The organism is Ventrimonas sp., from assembly GCF_048380235.1.
Classification (GTDB): Bacteria; Bacillota; Clostridia; order Lachnospirales; family Lachnospiraceae; genus Brotaphodocola.
This window is the reverse complement of the sequence record NZ_DBFCCJ010000040.1, coordinates 1-17,590: the sequence shown is the minus strand read 5'-3', so window position 1 is coordinate 17,590 and position 17,590 is coordinate 1. Positions and strand designations below refer to the sequence as shown.

At 49.4% G+C, this 17,590-nt stretch carries 19 protein-coding genes; 18 read left to right on the top strand and 1 reads right to left on the bottom strand.

Going from position 1 to position 17,590, the window contains the following annotated elements; all coding sequences use genetic code 11:
- Positions 1–18 precede the first annotated feature (18 nt).
- From ACMP1L_RS06735 to ACMP1L_RS06660, 16 genes are all read left to right on the top strand, one after another.
- On the top strand, positions 19–2,901 hold the full coding sequence (locus ACMP1L_RS06735) for a penicillin-binding transpeptidase domain-containing protein (protein WP_418452429.1): 2,883 nt from the start codon (positions 19–21) through the stop codon (positions 2,899–2,901).
- A gap of 60 nt (positions 2,902–2,961) precedes the next feature.
- Positions 2,962–3,627 carry a septum site-determining protein MinC gene (locus tag ACMP1L_RS06730; protein WP_118732202.1) on the top strand — a complete coding sequence of 222 codons (666 nt, stop codon included), beginning with the start codon at positions 2,962–2,964 and terminating at the stop codon, positions 3,625–3,627.
- Between the two features lie 64 nt (positions 3,628–3,691).
- Positions 3,692–4,483 carry a septum site-determining protein MinD gene (gene minD, locus ACMP1L_RS06725; protein ID WP_118732201.1) on the top strand — a complete coding sequence of 264 codons (792 nt, stop codon included), beginning with the start codon at positions 3,692–3,694 and terminating at the stop codon, positions 4,481–4,483.
- Between the two features lie 12 nt (positions 4,484–4,495).
- Positions 4,496–4,804, top strand: a complete 309-nt coding sequence (locus ACMP1L_RS06720; RefSeq protein WP_118732200.1) for a cell division topological specificity factor MinE — start codon at positions 4,496–4,498, stop codon at positions 4,802–4,804.
- Entirely contained in the window at positions 4,795–5,913 is a 1,119-nt protein-coding gene (locus ACMP1L_RS06715; RefSeq protein WP_177303911.1) for an FtsW/RodA/SpoVE family cell cycle protein, read from the top strand. The genes ACMP1L_RS06720 and ACMP1L_RS06715 overlap by 10 nt, the downstream gene beginning before the upstream one ends.
- 17 nt (positions 5,914–5,930) lie before the next feature.
- A complete protein-coding gene (mgsA, locus tag ACMP1L_RS06710; RefSeq protein WP_118726814.1) occupies positions 5,931–6,326 on the top strand; it encodes a methylglyoxal synthase in 396 nt (131 codons plus the stop codon).
- A 26-nt stretch (positions 6,327–6,352) separates the two neighbouring features.
- Complete coding sequence (locus ACMP1L_RS06705) at positions 6,353–7,297, top strand: D-alanyl-D-alanine carboxypeptidase family protein (RefSeq protein WP_475544524.1); 945 nt, start codon at positions 6,353–6,355, stop codon at positions 7,295–7,297.
- A 90-nt stretch (positions 7,298–7,387) separates the two neighbouring features.
- Positions 7,388–7,807: a twitching motility protein PilT gene (locus tag ACMP1L_RS06700; RefSeq protein WP_118732198.1), complete on the top strand. Its 420-nt coding sequence runs from the start codon at positions 7,388–7,390 to the stop codon at positions 7,805–7,807.
- A 143-nt stretch (positions 7,808–7,950) separates the two neighbouring features.
- On the top strand, positions 7,951–9,351 hold the full coding sequence (locus ACMP1L_RS06695) for a biotin/lipoyl attachment domain-containing protein (RefSeq protein ID WP_118732197.1): 1,401 nt from the start codon (positions 7,951–7,953) through the stop codon (positions 9,349–9,351).
- A gap of 48 nt (positions 9,352–9,399) precedes the next feature.
- The gene (locus tag ACMP1L_RS06690; RefSeq protein ID WP_118732196.1) at positions 9,400–10,086 is read left to right on the top strand and encodes a YggS family pyridoxal phosphate-dependent enzyme; all 687 of its coding nucleotides are present in this window, start codon (positions 9,400–9,402) and stop codon (positions 10,084–10,086) included.
- A gap of 21 nt (positions 10,087–10,107) precedes the next feature.
- Positions 10,108–10,611: a cell division protein SepF gene (locus tag ACMP1L_RS06685; protein WP_118732195.1), complete on the top strand. Its 504-nt coding sequence runs from the start codon at positions 10,108–10,110 to the stop codon at positions 10,609–10,611.
- A gap of 108 nt (positions 10,612–10,719) precedes the next feature.
- Positions 10,720–11,838: a 3-dehydroquinate synthase gene (aroB, locus tag ACMP1L_RS06680; protein WP_418452427.1), complete on the top strand. Its 1,119-nt coding sequence runs from the start codon at positions 10,720–10,722 to the stop codon at positions 11,836–11,838.
- Entirely contained in the window at positions 11,819–12,340 is a 522-nt protein-coding gene (gene lspA, locus ACMP1L_RS06675; RefSeq protein WP_177303908.1) for a signal peptidase II, read from the top strand. Before aroB ends, lspA begins: the two co-directional genes overlap by 20 nt.
- Positions 12,316–13,251, top strand: a complete 936-nt coding sequence (locus tag ACMP1L_RS06670) for an RluA family pseudouridine synthase (protein ID WP_418452425.1) — start codon at positions 12,316–12,318, stop codon at positions 13,249–13,251. The genes lspA and ACMP1L_RS06670 overlap by 25 nt, the downstream gene beginning before the upstream one ends.
- 140 nt (positions 13,252–13,391) lie before the next feature.
- A complete protein-coding gene (locus ACMP1L_RS06665; RefSeq protein ID WP_418452423.1) occupies positions 13,392–14,027 on the top strand; it encodes a cytidylate kinase-like family protein in 636 nt (211 codons plus the stop codon).
- A gap of 114 nt (positions 14,028–14,141) precedes the next feature.
- Positions 14,142–15,782 carry a C40 family peptidase gene (locus ACMP1L_RS06660; RefSeq protein WP_418452422.1) on the top strand — a complete coding sequence of 547 codons (1,641 nt, stop codon included), beginning with the start codon at positions 14,142–14,144 and terminating at the stop codon, positions 15,780–15,782.
- Positions 15,783–15,895: 113 nt separating this feature from the next.
- Here ACMP1L_RS06660 and ACMP1L_RS06655 read toward each other — a convergent pair whose 3' ends face one another.
- Complete coding sequence (locus ACMP1L_RS06655) at positions 15,896–16,834, bottom strand: LysR family transcriptional regulator (protein ID WP_418452421.1); 939 nt, start codon at positions 16,832–16,834, stop codon at positions 15,896–15,898.
- A 325-nt stretch (positions 16,835–17,159) separates the two neighbouring features.
- Here ACMP1L_RS06655 and citD point away from each other — a divergent pair, with 325 nt between their 5' ends.
- Both citD and ACMP1L_RS06645 read left to right on the top strand, forming a co-directional pair.
- On the top strand, positions 17,160–17,459 hold the full coding sequence (gene citD, locus ACMP1L_RS06650) for a citrate lyase acyl carrier protein (RefSeq protein WP_118532484.1): 300 nt from the start codon (positions 17,160–17,162) through the stop codon (positions 17,457–17,459).
- On the top strand, positions 17,459–17,590 hold a 132-nt coding region (locus ACMP1L_RS06645), incomplete at its 3' end, for an aldolase/citrate lyase family protein (protein ID WP_418452115.1). The genes citD and ACMP1L_RS06645, both read left to right, overlap by 1 nt.

Sequence of the window (17,590 nt, the reverse complement as noted above, 5' to 3'; positions counted from 1 at the left end):
AATAGGAGTGACACAAGCGTGCTGAAAGATTTCTTTCATAAATTATGTGATTTTTTAAAACGGGTGTTAAGCTCCCGTATTTTTGCTCTGGCTCTGGTGTTTACCGGCATGTTTCTGGTGCTGGCGGCCAAGCTGTTTGATCTTCAGATCATAAACGGAGAATCTTACCTGGAAGATTACGTGCAGATGATCGAAAAAACAGTCACAACGCCTGGTACCCGCGGCAATATTTATGACCGCAACGGGAAGCTTCTGGCCTACAACGAGCTGGCCTACGCGGTGACGGTGCAGGACACCGGAGATTATCCCAAAAGCGCAGGTATGAATGGCATGCTCTTAAAGCTGGTGCAGATCTTAAACAAGCATGGCTATCAGGCTCAGGGCAAACTGGAGATTGCATTAAATGAAGATGGGGAGATTGTTTACACATCCTCGTCCGAGGCGGCCAGAAAACGATTCCTGCGTGATTTTTACGGACGCAGGTCCGTGGATGAGCTCGACGATGAAAAGGGAAAATACCCGACCGCGGTGACGGCCAAAGAGCTGATCGAGAAGAAAAAGTCTGCCTACGGTCTTGACAAGATGAAGGATGAAAAGGGTAATCCCCTGATCCTTTCTGACGCAGAGCTGATACAGCTTGTCAATATCAGGTATACGATGTCTCTTGTCGCATATAAAAAATATGAGGCAACTACTATCTGTGACCGGGTAGATGATGAAACAGTGGCAGATCTGATGGAGCACACCGCAGAACTGAAGGGCGTGGAGGTGGCAGAAACTACCATCCGCCGTTACAATGACGCAGTGTACTTTGCGCCGATCATCGGCTATACCGGCAAGGTACAGGAGGATCAGCTGGAGGAACTGAAAAAGACAAATCAGGAGTATGAACTCAGCGATATTGTCGGCCGGACCGGCATTGAGGCTTCGATGGAGCTCGAGCTTCAGGGCCACAAGGGCTACAAGAATCTGGTGGTCAACAATGTGGGAAATGTCATGCAGGTGCTTTCCGAAACACAGGCCTCGACCGGCAATGACATTTATCTGACCATTGACCGCGACCTGCAGATCGGTATTTACCATCTGATCGAGCAGCAGCTGGCCGGTATCGTTTCCAAGGCGCTGGTCAACCAGGATGTCGACACCTCTGCCATCACGGACTCTTCCAAGATCAGCATTCCGGTGAAGGATGCCTATTACCAGCTTATCAACAACAATGTCCTTTCCTTAAGCCACATGGCTTCGGAGGATGCCACAGACATTGAGCGCCAGATCCAGTCCATTTATACCTCGTCGAGAGAACAGATCCTGGAACGTCTGCGCTATGAGCTCATGAGCGATCATCCGACCATGATGAAGGATCTTCCCCAGGATATGATGGCATACATGGCCTACATCTATAACTGGCTGTCAGATTCAACGATCGGGATCGTCCAGAAAGACCGGATCGACCAGAACAGCGAGAGCTATCAGGCGTGGAAGAATGACGAGATCAGTCTGCGTGATTATATTTACGCCGGTATTTCGGAAAGCTGGATCGATACCACAAAGCTGAATGTCACCAACAAGTATTCCAGTGCCGACGATATCTACCAGGTTCTGGTGGACTACGTGCTGGAGCATCTGAAGGATGACGCAAAATTCACCAAGCGTATTTACCGTTATCTGATCAATGACCAGGTTGTCACCGGACGTCAGCTCTGCCTGGCACTTTACGCCCAGGGGGTACTTCCGTACGATGCAAACGAAGTGCAGCTTTTGACTGCCAATGGCGAAGAATACGCCTTCCAGTTTATCCGCCGTAAGATCCAGAACATTGAGCTGACACCGGCTCAGCTGGCCCTTGACCCGTGTACCGGCGGAGTTGTGATCACGGATGTCAACACCGGAGAGGTGCGGGCACTGGTTACCTATCCGAGCTACGACAATAACCGCCTGTCCGGAAGCGCGGATCCGGCTTATATGAGACAGCTGCAGGAGGATCTGTCCCTGCCGCTGTACAACAATGCGACCCAGGCCAAGAAAGCACCGGGCTCCACCTTCAAGCCGATCACGGCCATTGCAGGTCTGGAGGAAAAGGTCATCGGTCTTTATGAAACCATTGACTGTACCGGTGAATATAAAGAAGTAGACCCTCCGATCAAGTGCTGGATCTATCCGGGACACCATGGCCCGCTGACGGTTGTGGGAGGTCTTCAGAATTCCTGCAACTACTTCTTTTCGGAGGTGGCACACCGCCTGGCAACGAATCGCGACACACTGGTCTATTCTACCGATATGGGTGTGGACACGATCCGCCGCTATGCATCCATGTTTGGACTCAACCGTCCCTCCGGCATTGAGATTTCGGAAACGACACCGGAACTGACTACAGAGGACCCGGAACGATCCGCAATGGGTCAGGGAACCAACTCCTACTCCAATGTACAGCTTTCCCGCTATGTGGCAGCCATTGCCAACAGCGGAACGGTGTTCGACTTAAGCCTGCTTGATAAGATGACCGACTCGGAGGGAAAACTGATCCAGGATTTCACACCGGAGGCGACCGGTCATGTGGATATTGCAGACTCCACCTGGGATGCGGTCCATCAGGGTATGCGGGCAGTAATCACAGACGGCTCCGTGAACAAGATCTTTAAGGATCTGGAGGTGGAGATCGCGGGTAAGACCGGTACGGCCCAGGAGTCCAGAACCCGTGGTAACCATGCGTTTTTTATTTCCTATGGACCGTATACCAACCCGGAGATCTGCGTGACAGTTAATATCCCTTACGGATATTCCTCATCAAACGCGGCTATGGTGGCAAAAAATGTCTACCGCTTTTACTACGGATATACCGATCTGGAATCCATCCTGGGCAGTGGTGCCCTGGAGGTTTCCAATGTTAAGGTCGGAGACTGATCACCTTGTGCTCCCGGAATGCCGGGAGCGCAGAGACAACAAAGGGGAGCGGGTGAAAACATGAAAAACAGGATTGTGATCAAAAGCAGCAAAGCAGGCATGACGGTCATCCTGGATCCGGAATGCAGCTTTGAGGATCTGATCGCGGAGCTTGCCGCAAAATTTAAGGATTCGGCCCGGTTCTGGGGAAATGCCCAGATGGCGCTTCTGCTTCAGGGAAGGCCCCTGACGGCGGCCCAGGAGATGCAGATCGTCAATACCATCACGGAAAACTCTGGAATTGAGGTGCTCTGTCTGCTGGATCAGGATTTAGAGCGGGTAGAGCGCTGCGAGAAGGCACTGAACCAGAAACTGATGGAGCTTTCCGAGCGGACCGGCCAGTTTTACCGGGGAGATCTGCACAGGGGAGAATCCATTGAATCGGAAGCCAGCATCGTCATTATCGGGGATGTCCGTCACGGCGCCCGGGTAACAGCCAAGGGAAACATCATCGTACTGGGAGAACTGCGCGGTTCTGTCCATGCAGGTGTCGCCGGAAATCGGGAGGCCGTAGTAGCCGCCATGGAGATGGCACCTCTCCAGATCCGGATCGCAGATGTTTCCTGCCATTATGGCGATAAGGGACGCAAGCTGGGCAAGGGTCCGATGGTTGCTTCTGTAGAAAATTGTAGTATTTGTACGAAAGTAATAAAAAAATCATTCTTAAATATGTTAAATTTCAATTAATACTGGAAAAATTCCAGATTATAGGTTAAAATAGATTCGATAGTATTTTTCAGGAGGCGTTTCTATGAGCGAAGTCATGGTAATTACTTCTGGAAAAGGCGGGGTCGGCAAAACCACCACCACTGCCAACATCGGGACAGGCCTGGCGCTCCTTGGATACAGCGTTGTGCTGATTGATACGGACATTGGTCTTCGAAATCTTGATGTTGTGATGGGGCTGGAAAACCGCATCATCTACAATCTCGTAGATGTTGTGGAAGGCAATTGCCGTATGAAGCAGGCCCTGATAAGAGACAAAAGATACCCGAACCTTTACCTGCTGCCCTCAGCCCAGACCCGGGACAAGTCCTCTGTGAACCCCGGGCAGATGCGTAAGCTGGTGGATGATCTGCGGGAAGAGTTTGACTATATCCTGCTGGACTGTCCGGCAGGGATCGAGCAGGGCTTTCAGAATGCCATAGCCGGTGCAGACCGGGCTCTGGTTGTCACGACTCCGGAGGTATCCGCTATTCGTGATGCAGACCGTATCATTGGTCTTCTGGAAGCGGCACGCATGGAAGACATCCGCCTCATTGTGAACCGGATCCGCATGGATATGGTCCGCCGTGGGGATATGATGTCTGTAGATGATGTGGCAGATATTCTGGCCGTCCCCGTGATCGGCGCTGTTCCGGACGAAGAAGACATTGTCATCTCCGCCAATCAGGGAGAGCCGCTGGTCGCTGCAGGATCCATGGCGGGGGAGGCTTTCTTAAATATCTGTCGAAGGATTTCCGGGGAATCGGTTCCGTTTATGGATCTGGATCCTCACAGAGGGATTCTGGTCCGCATTTCCGGCTTTTTAAAGAGGGCGTAGGAGGTGGAGCGGATGAAAATGCCTGGAAGATCCGCAAAGAGTAATTCCGGTGAGATTGCCCGGTCCAGACTGAAGCTGCTTCTGGTATCAGACCAGTCCGGAATAAATCCCGGCATCATCGGAATGATCCGGGATGATCTGGTACGTGTCTTATCCAGATATGCCCAGATCGATGCCGGCGCGGTGGAGCTTCGGCTGATACGCCCGGAAAAGGACGGTAAGCAGGCTTTTCTGATTACGGCGGCCTTTCCGGTCCGGCAAATTACTACTGTACAGAGCCATCTGGACAGTTACATGACGAGGAATGAAGAATGTTCTTAGACTATAACTTCAGAAATTACAATTACCGTTTATTCCTTTATGTGCTGCTGCTGAATATTACCGGTGTTCTGATTATCCGGAGCGCCTCCAACCAGGATATCTCCATGGTCCTGAAACAGATCGTGGGCATTCTGGTCGGTCTTACGGCAGTTATTATTTTATCCCTTGTAGATTACCACAAAGTGGTTTCTGTTGCACCGCTCATATACGGCACCAGCCTGGCCTTCCTTCTGGCTGTGCTGGTGTTTGGCGTGAGCAGAGGTGTGGCACGGCGCTGGCTGGTGCTTCCGGTCATTGGTCAGATCCAGCCGTCTGAGTTTGTGAAGATCGGACTGATCATCTTTTTTTCCTGGTATCTTTCCAGGTATCAGGAGCGGATCAATGAGTTTAAGATCCTGTTTTTTGCAGGACTTTTGTTTCTGGCCGCATTCGGTCTGATCTTTTTACAGCCAAACCTGTCCACCAGTCTTGTCACTATGGTAATCTTTCTCTGTATGCTGTTTACGGCCGGCTTAAGCTACCGGTGGATCCTTGGGGCACTGGCAGTGGTGGTTCCCTGCGGGGCATTGTTTATCTATCTGCTCCAGTACAACATGGTACCGTTCCTGAAGGATTATCAGGTGCGCCGTATCATGGCCTTCATTGATCCCGCAAACTATGCGGAGGCCAATCTCCAGCAGAATAACTCTATTATGGCGATCGGCTCCGGCATGCTGCAGGGAAAAGGACTCAATAACAATACTCTGGCATCTGTAAAGAACGGAAACTTCCTTTCCGAGGAACAGACAGACTTTATCTTTGCTGTTATCGGGGAAGAACTGGGCTTTATCGGCTGCATTGCCGTAATCTTTCTGATCGCGCTGACTGTTTATGAATGTCTCATTATGGCGGCCAGGGCAAAAGATCTGATGGGAAGTCTGCTCTGTGTAGGTCTTGCTTCCCTGCTGGCATTTCAGAGTTTTGCTAATATAGCTGTAGCTACAGGCATCCTGCCGAATACCGGACTTCCGCTTCCGTTTATCAGCTATGGAGTAAGTTCACTCCTGAGCGTATATCTGGGAGTCGGCGTGGTGATGAATGTAGGACTTCAGAGAAAAGTAAGCAACTAATAAAGGAGGGTTCAGTTATGAACATCGGTTTAATCGCACATGATTCCAAAAAGAAGCTGATGCAGAATTTCTGCATTGCATACAGAGGAATTTTGAATAAACATGAACTGTATGCAACCGGCACTACAGGACGCCTGATTGAAGAGGTGACCAACTTAAATGTACACAAATACCTGGCAGGCCATCTGGGCGGACAGCAGCAGCTGGCATCCCAGATCGAGCACAATGACATGGATATGGTTATTTATCTGCGAGATCCGCTGCATCCGAAAAAGCATGAGCCGGATGTAAACGATGTAGTCCGTCTGTGCGATATCTACAACATCCCATTTGCAACCAATCTGGCTACCGCGGAGCTGCTGATCAAGGCTCTGGACCGCGGCGATCTGGAGTGGCGCGAAGTGTATCGCTAGAGGTGTGCGGCTTGAAAAAGATAAGAATGATGACGGCGGCCTGTCTGCTTGCCGGTCTTGTGCTTGCAGGCTGCAGCAGACAGACGCAGTTTACCTATGAAGGCTCACGCCTGGAAAGCATGGCTAGGGATCTTCAGGAGAATGCGCAGGCAGATTCCTTCGCAAAAAATCTGTGTGTGGTCACCGGGGAGGAAGGAGAGGAGGACGCATCTGTAACAGCAGAAGCGGCGGCTGCCTTTGGTATAGATTCCAAACAGGTGATCTTCCAGAAAAATCCGTTTGAACGGCTGTATCCGGCCAGCATCACCAAGATTATGACAGCTCTCATTGCAATCCGGGATGGTGACCTGACTGACTCTGTGACGGTAGGTCCGGAGACAATCATCACGGAGACCGGGGCGTCCCTGGCCCATATTAATCCGGGAGACACCCTGACGATGGAGCAGCTTTTATACGGACTTATGCTCCCGTCCGGAAACGATGCCGGGGCTGCGATCGCAGTTCACATGGCGGGAAGTACAGAGGCTTTTGCGGAAAAGATGAATGAGACGGCTCACGCACTTGGAGCAACCGATACCCATTTTGTGAATCCCCATGGTTTAAACAACGAGGATCACTATACAACGGCATACGATCTCTACCTGATCTTCAACGAGGCTTTAAAATATCCGGAGTTTCGCAAGATCATCGGTACGGTATCCTATCAGGCACAGTACACGGACAGCACCGGACAGGCAAAAACTCAGGAATGGAAAAACAGCAACCAGTATTTAAACGGTAAAAGCAAGGCGCCGGAAGGCGTTGCGGTCATAGGGGGAAAGACCGGCACTACCAGAGCGGCAGGCTCCTGTCTGATCCTGGGGTGTCAGGATGAAAGCGGAAACGATTATATCTCTGTGGTGTTGAAAGCAGAGAACAGAGACGTCCTCTACGATAATATGACAAAGATTATGGGCAAAATTGTCAATTAGTGATTGCATATTCCATATATTTGTACTATAATTACGTTAATAATAAAAGAATTTTTATACAGATTCAATAAACCCAAGGAGGACACGACTATGGTTCAGATCATTGCAGGCAGAAAAGGCAAAGGAAAAACAAAACATCTGTTGGATATGGCAAACAACGGTATCAAGGCAGCTACCGGTTCCATCGTTTATCTCGACAAGAGTTCCAAACATATGTATGAGCTCAACAACCGGATCCGCCTGATCAACGTAAATGAATACCCGGTTTCCACCAGCCAGGGATTCATCGGTTTTATCTGCGGTATCATTTCACAGGATCACGATATCGAGACTATGTTTTTAGACAGCTTTTTGAAGCTTGCAGGTTTAGAGGGAGAAGACATCAGCGAGACCATCACCACATTAGAGGGAATCAGTGAAAAATACAGTGTGAACTTCGTATTAAGCATCTCCATGGATGCAGCAGAAATGCCGGAGAACGCACAGAAAGATGTTGTGGTTTCTCTGTAATACATAGTATGAATTTTTGTAACTATTTTTACAGCCGGGGCGGAAGGTTCTCCCCGGCTGTTTGTGTGACAGTAAATGCGTGCTCCTTCTAAACACGTGAAGCAGTCACAAAGACACCAGATACTGCCGGGAGGAACAGTGCATTGGCAAAAAAAAAGAAATCAAACATTGTGAGATATCGCCATCCGCGAAACATCAATATAGGCATGATGATCTTCGCGATCATCTTTGTCTATCTGCTCTTCAGTGTTTATACTTACATGAAAAAGGAGAAGGTTCAGTTTTATGAGGTTGTGGAGGGCAACATCGTAAATGACCGCCAGTATACCGGCATCATCCTGCGGGATGAGAGGGTGGAGAATACAGACCGGGCCGGATATATCAACTATTATATCCGTGAGGGCAAGAGGGCTGCAATCGGCACCCGTATCTATTCCATCGATGAGACAGGCAATATGGCGGAACTGATGCAGGAGAATCCGGACGCGAATGTAGGCCTGACAGATGCGAATTTAAACGATGTCAAACGTCAGCTCTCTTCGTTTTCCATGAATTACAGTGACCGGAAGTTTGAGAGTATCTATGATCTGCAGTATTCCCTGGAAGCGGCGGTACTGGAGTATGCGAATTTCAATGCGCTGGGCAATCTGGACAGTATCATCCAGCAGGCCGGGGCTTCCTTTGTGCAGGTGACGGCTCCGGTATCCGGAGTGGTATCCTATGCGGTAGATGGCTTTGAAGGGCTGACGGAGGATCAGATCACGGAAAGCACCTTTGATCGTTCCGGCTATTCCAAGGCCATCACGAAGGCCGGTCAGCTTATTGAGCAGTCAGCTCCGGTCTATAAGCTGATCACCTCCGATAACTGGAGCATTATATTCCCACTGTCGGAGGACGCGGTGGAAGAATATAAAGACCAGACACAGCTTCATGTGACATTTTCCGCCAACGACCTGGATGCAACCGGAGATTTTTCCATCATTACCGGTGGGGACGGAGCTTCCTACGGAAAGTTGGACTTCACCCAGTATATGGTCCAGTTTGCCTCTGACCGTTATGTGACCTTTGAGGTAGATACCGAAAAGGCCGATGGACTGAAAATCCCGGTTAAAGCAGTCACCGAGAAGGAATTCTATCTGATCCCGCTGGAATATATGGTCCAGGGCGGTGATACCAGCGATACCGGTTTCATGAAAGAGGTTTATTCTGACAGTGGGACCGCAGCAGAATTTGTGCCGGTTTCCATCTATTACGCGACAGACGAGTATTATTATATCGAAAAGGGAGAAGACTCCCCACTGCAGTCCGGGGACTATGTAGTGAAACCGGATTCCCAGGACCGCTATCAGATTGGACAGAGCGCGTCCCTGCAGGGCGTGTATAACATTAACAAGGGCTATGCCGTATTTAAACAGATCGAGATCATCAAATCCAACGATGAGTACTACTCGATCAGGAAGGGCACCAATTACGGACTTTCGGTATATGATCACATTGTGCTGGATGCCAATACCGTATACGAAGGCCAACTGATTTACCAGTAAGAGGCTCCGAACAGAACACAGGATTGAACAGAACAGGGAGGCATAATCATGAACACCATAAGAGATCATCTGAACGAAGTGAGAGAGAATATCCAAAAAGCCTGCGAAAAGGCAGGACGTTCTCCGCAGGAGGTTACCCTGATCGCGGTGAGCAAGACCAAACCGCTTTTCATGCTGGAAGAAGCGTATGAGGCCGGCGCGCGGGATTTTGGTGAAAATAAGGTACAGGAGATTCTGGAAAAACACCCGAAAATGCCTGAGGATGCCCGTTTTCATATGATCGGCCACCTGCAGCGCAACAAGGTAAAACAGGTGCTGCCCCACGCAGTACTGATCCATTCTGTGGATTCTTACCGCCTGGCAGAGCAGATTTCCCAGGAGGCAGGAAAGCTGGGCATCACAGCGAAGATCCTTCTGGAAGTCAATGTGGCAAAAGAGGAGAGCAAGTTTGGCATGATGCCGGAAGATGTGGAGGAAATGGCAGGTCAAATTGCAGCACTTCCGCATCTTCAGATCGAAGGTCTTATGACCATTGCGCCTTTCGTAGATGACCCGGAAAAAAATCGTCCGGTTTTTCGAAAATTATATCAATTATCTGTTGACATCAAAAAGAAAAACATTGATAATGTTAACATGGGTGTCCTTTCTATGGGTATGACCGGAGATTATCAGGTAGCTGTAGAGGAAGGTTCAACCATGATAAGAGTCGGCACCGGAATATTTGGTGCCAGATAAGGATTGGAGAGAATATAGGTTATGAGCATTTTGAGCAAACTGATGGATACCATGCGTTTTAGTCCGGATGAGGACGAAGAATACTTTGGTCCGGATGACGATTATGAGGCAGAAAAGCCAGCCAAAAGAGGACGTTTCCCGGCTCGTGAGGAGTCTGAGAGCTACGATGACGGGAGCGAGGAAAAACCAAGATTCTTCTCTCGTTCTTCTAAAGTTGTCCCGATGAAGCGCAGCATGGAGGTATCCATGGTAAAGCCTACTTCAATCGAGGATGCAAGAGAAATTTGTGATTATCTGCTGGCCGGAAAGGCGGTAGTTTTGAATATGGAAGGAATCCACACAGAGATCGCACAGCGTATCATTGATTTCACATCGGGTTCCACATACTCCATGAACGGAAACCTTCAGAAAATTTCCAGCTACATCTTTATTGCCACACCGGAGTCCGTAGAACTCTCAGGTGATTTCCAGGAGATGATCGGGAACGGCACATTGGATGTATCCGGGCTGAATATCCGCTTATAAAACCAGGCAGACAAGGGTACAGACAATTTTCCGACGGACAAAAGAGGAAGATTGTCTGTATTTCTTTATTCAGAGTTTATATTCATAAAGAGAAGGAGCACAGACATCATGAGCGATCGCATGACAGTACATCGGGATGGAAAACCCATTTATGATATTGTAATGGAAGAAAATTATGACAGACTGGGACAGGAGGTAGCAGCTCTTTCTGTCCGGGACAGAAGACTTTGCGTGGTGACAGACAGCACGGTTGCAGAACTCTACAGTGATACCGTGATCCGGCAGCTGGAGCCAGTCTGCAGGGAGGTCCATCTTTTTGTGTTCCCGGCTGGGGAGGAGAACAAGAATCTGGATACCGTGCGGGATCTGTATGAATTTCTGATCCGCAACCACTATGACCGAAGTGACATGCTGGTTGCGCTGGGCGGAGGTGTTGTGGGAGATCTCTGTGGTTTTACCGCAGCAACGTACCTGCGCGGCATCCGTTTTATTCAGGTGCCGACAACCCTGCTGTCCCAGGTTGATTCCAGCATCGGCGGTAAAACCGGTGTGGATTTTGACGCCTATAAGAACATGGTAGGCGCGTTCCATATGCCACAGCTGGTCTACACGGCAGTTACAAGCCTTCAGACCCTGACGCAGGAGCAGTTTGCCTGTGGTATGGGTGAGGTGATCAAACACGGGCTGATCATGGATGCAGATTACTATGAGTGGCTGCAGGCCCATCGGGAGGAGATTCTCGCGAGGAATCTTTCCGTCTGCGAGCAGATGATCCTCATAAGCTGCCGCATCAAGCGCGATGTGGTGGAGCAGGATCCGACAGAGCAGGGAATCCGCGGCATCTTAAACTTTGGACATACCCTGGGCCATGCCATTGAAAAACTGATGCATTTCCAGCTGCTGCACGGACAGTGTGTAGCACTCGGAAGCGTGGCCGCAGCCGGCCTTAGTGCAAAGCGCGGCGAGATCACCCTGGAAGATGCTTTGCAGATCCGGGAGGTATTTTTCCAGTTCGGGCTTCCGGTGGCTATTGCAGATTTCGGCCTTTCCAAAGAAGAGATCATCGCAGCTACCAAAAATGATAAAAAGATGGATTCCGGCAAGATTAAATTTATTTTGCTGCACCGGATCGGTGAGGCCTTCATTGACCGTACCGTCACGGACGAAGAGATGGATGCGTGCCTGGACTGGCTGATGGGAGGCTCAGATGAAGACGAAAGGATTTAATCTGCTTTCCTGGGCAGCCCTAAGCCTGGTGCTGGTTTTGCTTGACCAGTACACAAAGCTTCTGGCAGTGGCACATCTGAAAGGGAAAACGCCGTTTGTGATTCTGGACGGAGTATTTGAACTCCTGTACTCGGAAAACCGGGGAGCTGCGTTTGGCATGATGCAGGGAAAACAGGGCTTTTTCTTCCTGATCGGAGCCGTTGTGCTGGCGGCGGCCATCTATGTGATGTGGCGCATGCCGGGATGGAGCTGCCTGCGGTATACCGGACTTCGCATCTGCACCATCCTGATCACGGCAGGTGCGCTTGGAAACATGGTAGACCGTACCACACAGGGCTACGTGGTAGATTTTTTATACTTCAAGCTGATCGATTTCCCGATCTTTAATGTGGCAGACATCTATGTGACCACAGCAACCGCGGCTCTCCTGTGCCTTCTCTGCTTTTTCTACAAGGAAGAAGATCTGGCGGTCTTTGAATGGAAGAAGGGGGAACACCGGTGATCTACGAACTGACTGCGGAGTCTGCTGCAGGACAGCGGATCGACAAATATCTAAGCGGACAGCTTGCAGATCTGTCTCGTTCTTATCTGCAGAAGCTGTTAAAGGACGGCGGAGTTGAAGTAAACAAAAAACCGGTAAAGAGCAATTATAAGCTTTCGGTGGGAGATCAGATCCGTCTCGAGGTGCCGGAGGCAGTAGAGCCGGAAATTACGGCCGAAGACATGGATCTGGATATCCTTTATGAGGACAAAGACATCATTCTGGTGAATAAGCCCAAGGGCATGGTGGTGCATCCGGCAGCCGGACACTATGCCGGAACCCTGGTAAATGGTCTGATGCATCACTGCCGGGAGGAGCTTTCCGGGATCAACGGCGTGATGCGTCCGGGCATCGTGCATCGGATCGACATGGACACGACCGGCGTTCTGATCGTGTGTAAGAATGACAAAGCGCACAATGCGATCGCAGAACAGCTGAAGGTCCATTCCATTACCCGCAAATACTATGCGATCGTGCATGGTGTGATCAAAGAAGACGATGGAACCGTGAACGCGCCGATCGGACGCCATCCGGTGGACCGCAAGAAGATGAGCATCAACGAGAAGAATGGCAAGGAGGCTGTCACCCATTATCATGTCCTGAAGCGCTTTCGCCGCTTTACCTATGTGGAATGCCAGCTGGAGACCGGGCGGACTCATCAGATCCGTGTTCATATGGCGAGCATCGGTCATCCGCTTCTGGGAGATCAGGTTTACGGACCTGCAAAGGTTCCGTTTTCCGGTCTTCAGGGTCAGACACTGCATGCCGGAGTCCTTGGCATCATCCATCCGTCTACCGGAGAATATATGGAATTTCACGCGCCGCTTCCGGAATATTTTGAGAAGCTGCTGCGAAAGCTGGAACAGGATTAAAGGCAGCGCAAAGAATCACAAAAAGTTATCTGAAAATAGACAAATTATATTGCTTTGTTCCTATACATTGGGCTTTATTTGTGCTATAATTTAATCAATAAAAGAATTACATCATGTGCATGCTGAAAGGAGAAGATAGTATGAAGGGAAATCTTGTTATTACAATTGGACGTCAGTGTGGAAGCGGCGGTAAGATGATCGGTCAGAAAATCGCAGAAAAGCTGGGCGTGAAGTGTTACGACAAAGAGCTCCTTACCAGAGCAGCAAAAGAAAGCGGATTATGTGAGGAGCTTTTTGAAACCCATGATGAGAAGCCAACCAGCAGTTTTTTGTATTCTCTGGTTATGGATACCTATTCTCTCGGATATACCAACTCTGCTTATATGGATATGCCGATCAACCACAAGATCTTCCTGGCACAGTTTGACACCATCAAGAAGATCGCAAACGAAGAGTCCTGCGTCATTGTAGGACGCTGCGCAGATTACGCGCTGGCAGATTATCCGAATACGGTTTCTGTTTTTATCACCGGTAACGATGAAAATAAGTTAAACAGCATCAAAAACCTGTATCATGTCGATGATGCCAAGGCAAAGGACATCATGGTAAAGACAGATAAAAAGCGCTCCAGCTACTACAATTACTACTCCAGCAAGAAGTGGGGCGATTCCAGAAGCTATGACATGTGCATCAACAGCTCTGTGCTGGGGCCGGAAGGTACAGCTGACATGATCATTGCTTTCGCAAAGGCAAAAGAGGCACAGAATCAGAAATAAACAGAATAACTGTAACAGACGTAATAGAAAATTAATACTTTTTTCACATCTATCGCTTAAAATATCAGGCAAGGTATGTTATACTGAATAGCAGCAAAAATGAGGAGAACTGCCATGTCTGAAGAAAAGAAAGACTATACAAGGATTATCAAAAGAGCCAGAAGGCGCAGAAAACGGGCAAATTATCTGCATATTGCAGGAATTGCCGTGATTTTGCTCCTTCTGGTTTTGTGCGTTTTATTTTTGTGGAAAAAAGGCGGATTTCCGGCTTCCTCCGGTAAGTCCGAGGGCGTAGCAATCGCGACAGACTCGGATGCAGAAGCACGCGGGGAGGAAGCTGCGGAGACAACTGCCGGGGATGCAGGAGACCAGGACGTTCACATCGAGGAAGCAGAAAAGCAGGCTGTGGTAGATGCCTACCAGGACCTTGGACTGGTGCAGGTTTCCGGTTACCTGAATGTCCGGGAGACACCAGGCTCTGACGGAAAGATCATCGGAAAGCTGGAACAGAACAGTGCCTGTGAGATCCTTGACAGAGAAGGAGACTGGGATCACATTTCCTCCGGCGGAATTGAAGGTTACATTCATAATCAGTATGTGATCAGCGGGGAGGAAGCCAGGACAAAGGCCCTGGAATATGTCTCAAAGATGGCCATTGTCCAGACAGAAAAGCTGAATATCCGCCAGGAGCCTGTTATGGATCCGGCTAATGTGGTGGGACAGGCTCTGGTGAACGAACGTTACACGGTAGAGGAGGAGCTGGATGGATGGGTAAAGATCCCGGACGGTTACATTTCCGCTGATTATGTTACGGTTGGATTTGCTTTAAATGAGGCCAGAAAGCTGGATCTGAAGGCCATGGCCTTAAATCAGTATGACAATCTGCTGATTTCCAAGGTCAATAATTACTTAAACATCCGCAAAGAACCGAGTACCGACTCACAGGCGAATATCATCGGTAAGCTGCCGGGCAAGGCGGCCGGCGAGATTCTGGAAACGCTGGATGGCTGGTATAAGATCAAGTCTGGCTCCATTACCGGTTATGTGACGGCAGATCCCCAGTATGTGGCTGTGGGGCAGGAGGCAAAGGATCTGGCTGTGAATGCAGCCTCCCTGATGGCGATTGTAAACACTGACCGTCTGAACGTCCGGGCAGAGCCAAACACTGATGCCAAGATCTGGACCCAGATCTCCAAGGAGGAGCGTTATTCGGTTGTCTCCCAGCTGGATGGCTGGGTTGAGATCGAGCTGGATACCGGAGACGGAGACAGCGGGGAGAGCGCGGACAATGCCTATATCTCTACCCGTGATAATAACGTGGAGGTACGTTATGCGCTGAGTGAAGCCATCAAGTTCTCCCCGTTGGAGGAAAAGGCAAACCAGACCGCATCCATGCGCAGCCAGGTAGTCAACTATGCGCTGCAGTTTGTGGGCGGACGTTATGTCTGGGGCGGCAATGATCCGCATACCGGAGCAGACTGTTCCGGTTTTGTCAAATACGTTTTAAGCCATGTTGCAGGTGTCGGTCTTCCCAGAACTTCCAGGGAGCAGGCAAAGACCGGACGGAGCATCAAATCCAGCGAGATGCGCCCGGGCGACCTGATCTTTTACACCAACAGCAAAGGCACCGTCAATCATGTAGCCATGTATATCGGCAACGGACAGATTGTCCATGCGGCAAGCCGCAGAAGCGGGATCAAGATTTCGACCTGGAATTACCGCACCCCGAAAACCATACGATCCTTCCTGGATTGATGATCCGGTTTTGTCATACAGCGATCAGAAACACATGAGAACATAAAAAAGGATTTCCCGTGATGCAGCAGTGCTCACACGGGAAATCCTTTTTTATGATTTACAAACGATGATCAATCAGTGGTATCAGAAAATGCCGTTCCATGCAGGAAGGGCTTATCCACCTCCGTCAGGATGTGGATGAAGTCACGCATATATTTGGTGAGGTATAAGTCCTTGCGATGACAGAGATAGAAGCTTCTCTGGTTCTCAATCCCCTTGATGGGATAAACCGCGCAGTACGGATACAGCTCCGGGGACATTTCGATGTAGTTGATGGGGCAGATCATAACTGCATCGCAGGCAATGGCAGTACGCTTGCCAACCTCAATGCTGGTGGTTTTTAAAAGAATATCCGGCTGCATATCATAAGTGGCAAATAGCTGTTTCTGGATGATGCTGACATTGTGCCCCTCTTTGCTGGAAATAAATTTTTCATTCCGGGCCTGCGTGATCTCGATGGGGGTTCCGGACGGGATCCGTCTGGCAAGATCGGTATTCCGGCTGGTCAGAAGGACCATGTCTTCATCTTCGATCAGGGTATAACTCAGTTCTTCATGCTTTGGATAGGTGGTCAGGCACGCCAGGTCGATGGAGCCTTCGATCAGCATAGATTCCGTGATGGACGAACCATGTTCATGCAGATCGATATCCACAAAAGGGTACTTCTTCATAAAGCGGGGCAGCACGTAGGGAAGTACCTGCATGGCGCGCTGGACCGGTATGCCCAGCTTCAGGCAGCCGTGGTCCTCGTGGTTGATCTCGTCAATCTCCTTTTGCAGGTTGTTGTTGATCGTGAGGATCTGTTTTGCTGCTTCGATGTATTTTTCGCCGGCATAGGTCAGCGTGATCGGGTCCGTGGAGCGGTTAAAAATGGGAGTGCCGAGATTGGTCTCCACCAGCTTGATCATCTGGCTTAAGGACGGCTGGGAAATGTAAAGCTTTTTTGCGGCCGCGGTGATGCTGCCCTCCTGCATCACGGTCAGCATGTACTGGGCGTGTTTGATATTCATAAGAAAGACTCCCTTTCTGCGGAAAGTAATTGTATTGTTTGCTGAAAAGTACATGAAATATTTTATTATAATATCACAAATCCGGAGTGGATTCAATTCCTACGGTACATTCAGGGGGCATAAGTTTTTTATTTATGAGGTATAGGATAAAAATTATCAAAAGCGAAAAAGATATAGAGGAAGGCTTATATACACTATAATAATTTAAGTATTTGAAAGATTGTACCTCGGGTGATACACTGTGGATGAACAAAAAAACGGTGTGTGATAGCAAAAACATTCGGCGAAGAAGTATTGATTGTCTTCGGACAAAAGGAGGAAGAAAATGGAAGTAAAGAAAGCTGCCATGGCAGGTACTCTGGAATCCAGCGATGCCCAGGTAACCGTAGAGCCGGGAAATGGCACGGTTGAGCTTTCCATCGAGAGCAGTGTGATTCACCAGTTTGGAAAGCAGATCAAAGCAACTGTCCTTGAGACCTTAAACCGTCTTGATGTAAAAGACGCAAAGGTGACTGTAGTGGACAAGGGTGCTCTGGACTGCACCTTAAAGGCACGTGTTGAGTGCGCAGTATACCGTTCCAACGATATCACTGAGAATCTTCCATGGGGAGGTGTAATTAAATAATGAGCCATCCGAATAAAAAAAGACTGAGACGTTCCATGATGTTCTTAAACTGCCAGAAGCCGGGACTGATCAAGGATCCGTACATCTACAGACCGGATTCCATCATGCTGGATCTGGAGGATGCAGTAGCA

Coding starts and splice junctions, on each gene's coding strand:
- ACMP1L_RS06660 (WP_418452422.1), top strand. CDS start 14,142: ATGTCTGAAGAAAAGAAAGACTATACAAGGATTATCAAAAGAGCCAGA.
- ACMP1L_RS06720 (WP_118732200.1), top strand. CDS start 4,496: ATGAAAATGCCTGGAAGATCCGCAAAGAGTAATTCCGGTGAGATTGCC.
- mgsA (WP_118726814.1), top strand. CDS start 5,931: ATGAACATCGGTTTAATCGCACATGATTCCAAAAAGAAGCTGATGCAG.
- ACMP1L_RS06665 (WP_418452423.1), top strand. CDS start 13,392: ATGAAGGGAAATCTTGTTATTACAATTGGACGTCAGTGTGGAAGCGGC.
- ACMP1L_RS06700 (WP_118732198.1), top strand. CDS start 7,388: ATGGTTCAGATCATTGCAGGCAGAAAAGGCAAAGGAAAAACAAAACAT.
- ACMP1L_RS06705 (WP_475544524.1), top strand. CDS start 6,353: ATGATGACGGCGGCCTGTCTGCTTGCCGGTCTTGTGCTTGCAGGCTGC.
- lspA (WP_177303908.1), top strand. CDS start 11,819: ATGAAGACGAAAGGATTTAATCTGCTTTCCTGGGCAGCCCTAAGCCTG.
- citD (WP_118532484.1), top strand. CDS start 17,160: ATGGAAGTAAAGAAAGCTGCCATGGCAGGTACTCTGGAATCCAGCGAT.
- minD (WP_118732201.1), top strand. CDS start 3,692: ATGAGCGAAGTCATGGTAATTACTTCTGGAAAAGGCGGGGTCGGCAAA.
- ACMP1L_RS06655 (WP_418452421.1), bottom strand. CDS start 16,834: ATGAATATCAAACACGCCCAGTACATGCTGACCGTGATGCAGGAGGGC.
- ACMP1L_RS06690 (WP_118732196.1), top strand. CDS start 9,400: ATGAACACCATAAGAGATCATCTGAACGAAGTGAGAGAGAATATCCAA.
- ACMP1L_RS06670 (WP_418452425.1), top strand. CDS start 12,316: ATGGAAGAAGGGGGAACACCGGTGATCTACGAACTGACTGCGGAGTCT.
- aroB (WP_418452427.1), top strand. CDS start 10,720: ATGAGCGATCGCATGACAGTACATCGGGATGGAAAACCCATTTATGAT.
- ACMP1L_RS06685 (WP_118732195.1), top strand. CDS start 10,108: ATGAGCATTTTGAGCAAACTGATGGATACCATGCGTTTTAGTCCGGAT.
- ACMP1L_RS06715 (WP_177303911.1), top strand. CDS start 4,795: ATGTTCTTAGACTATAACTTCAGAAATTACAATTACCGTTTATTCCTT.
- ACMP1L_RS06730 (WP_118732202.1), top strand. CDS start 2,962: ATGAAAAACAGGATTGTGATCAAAAGCAGCAAAGCAGGCATGACGGTC.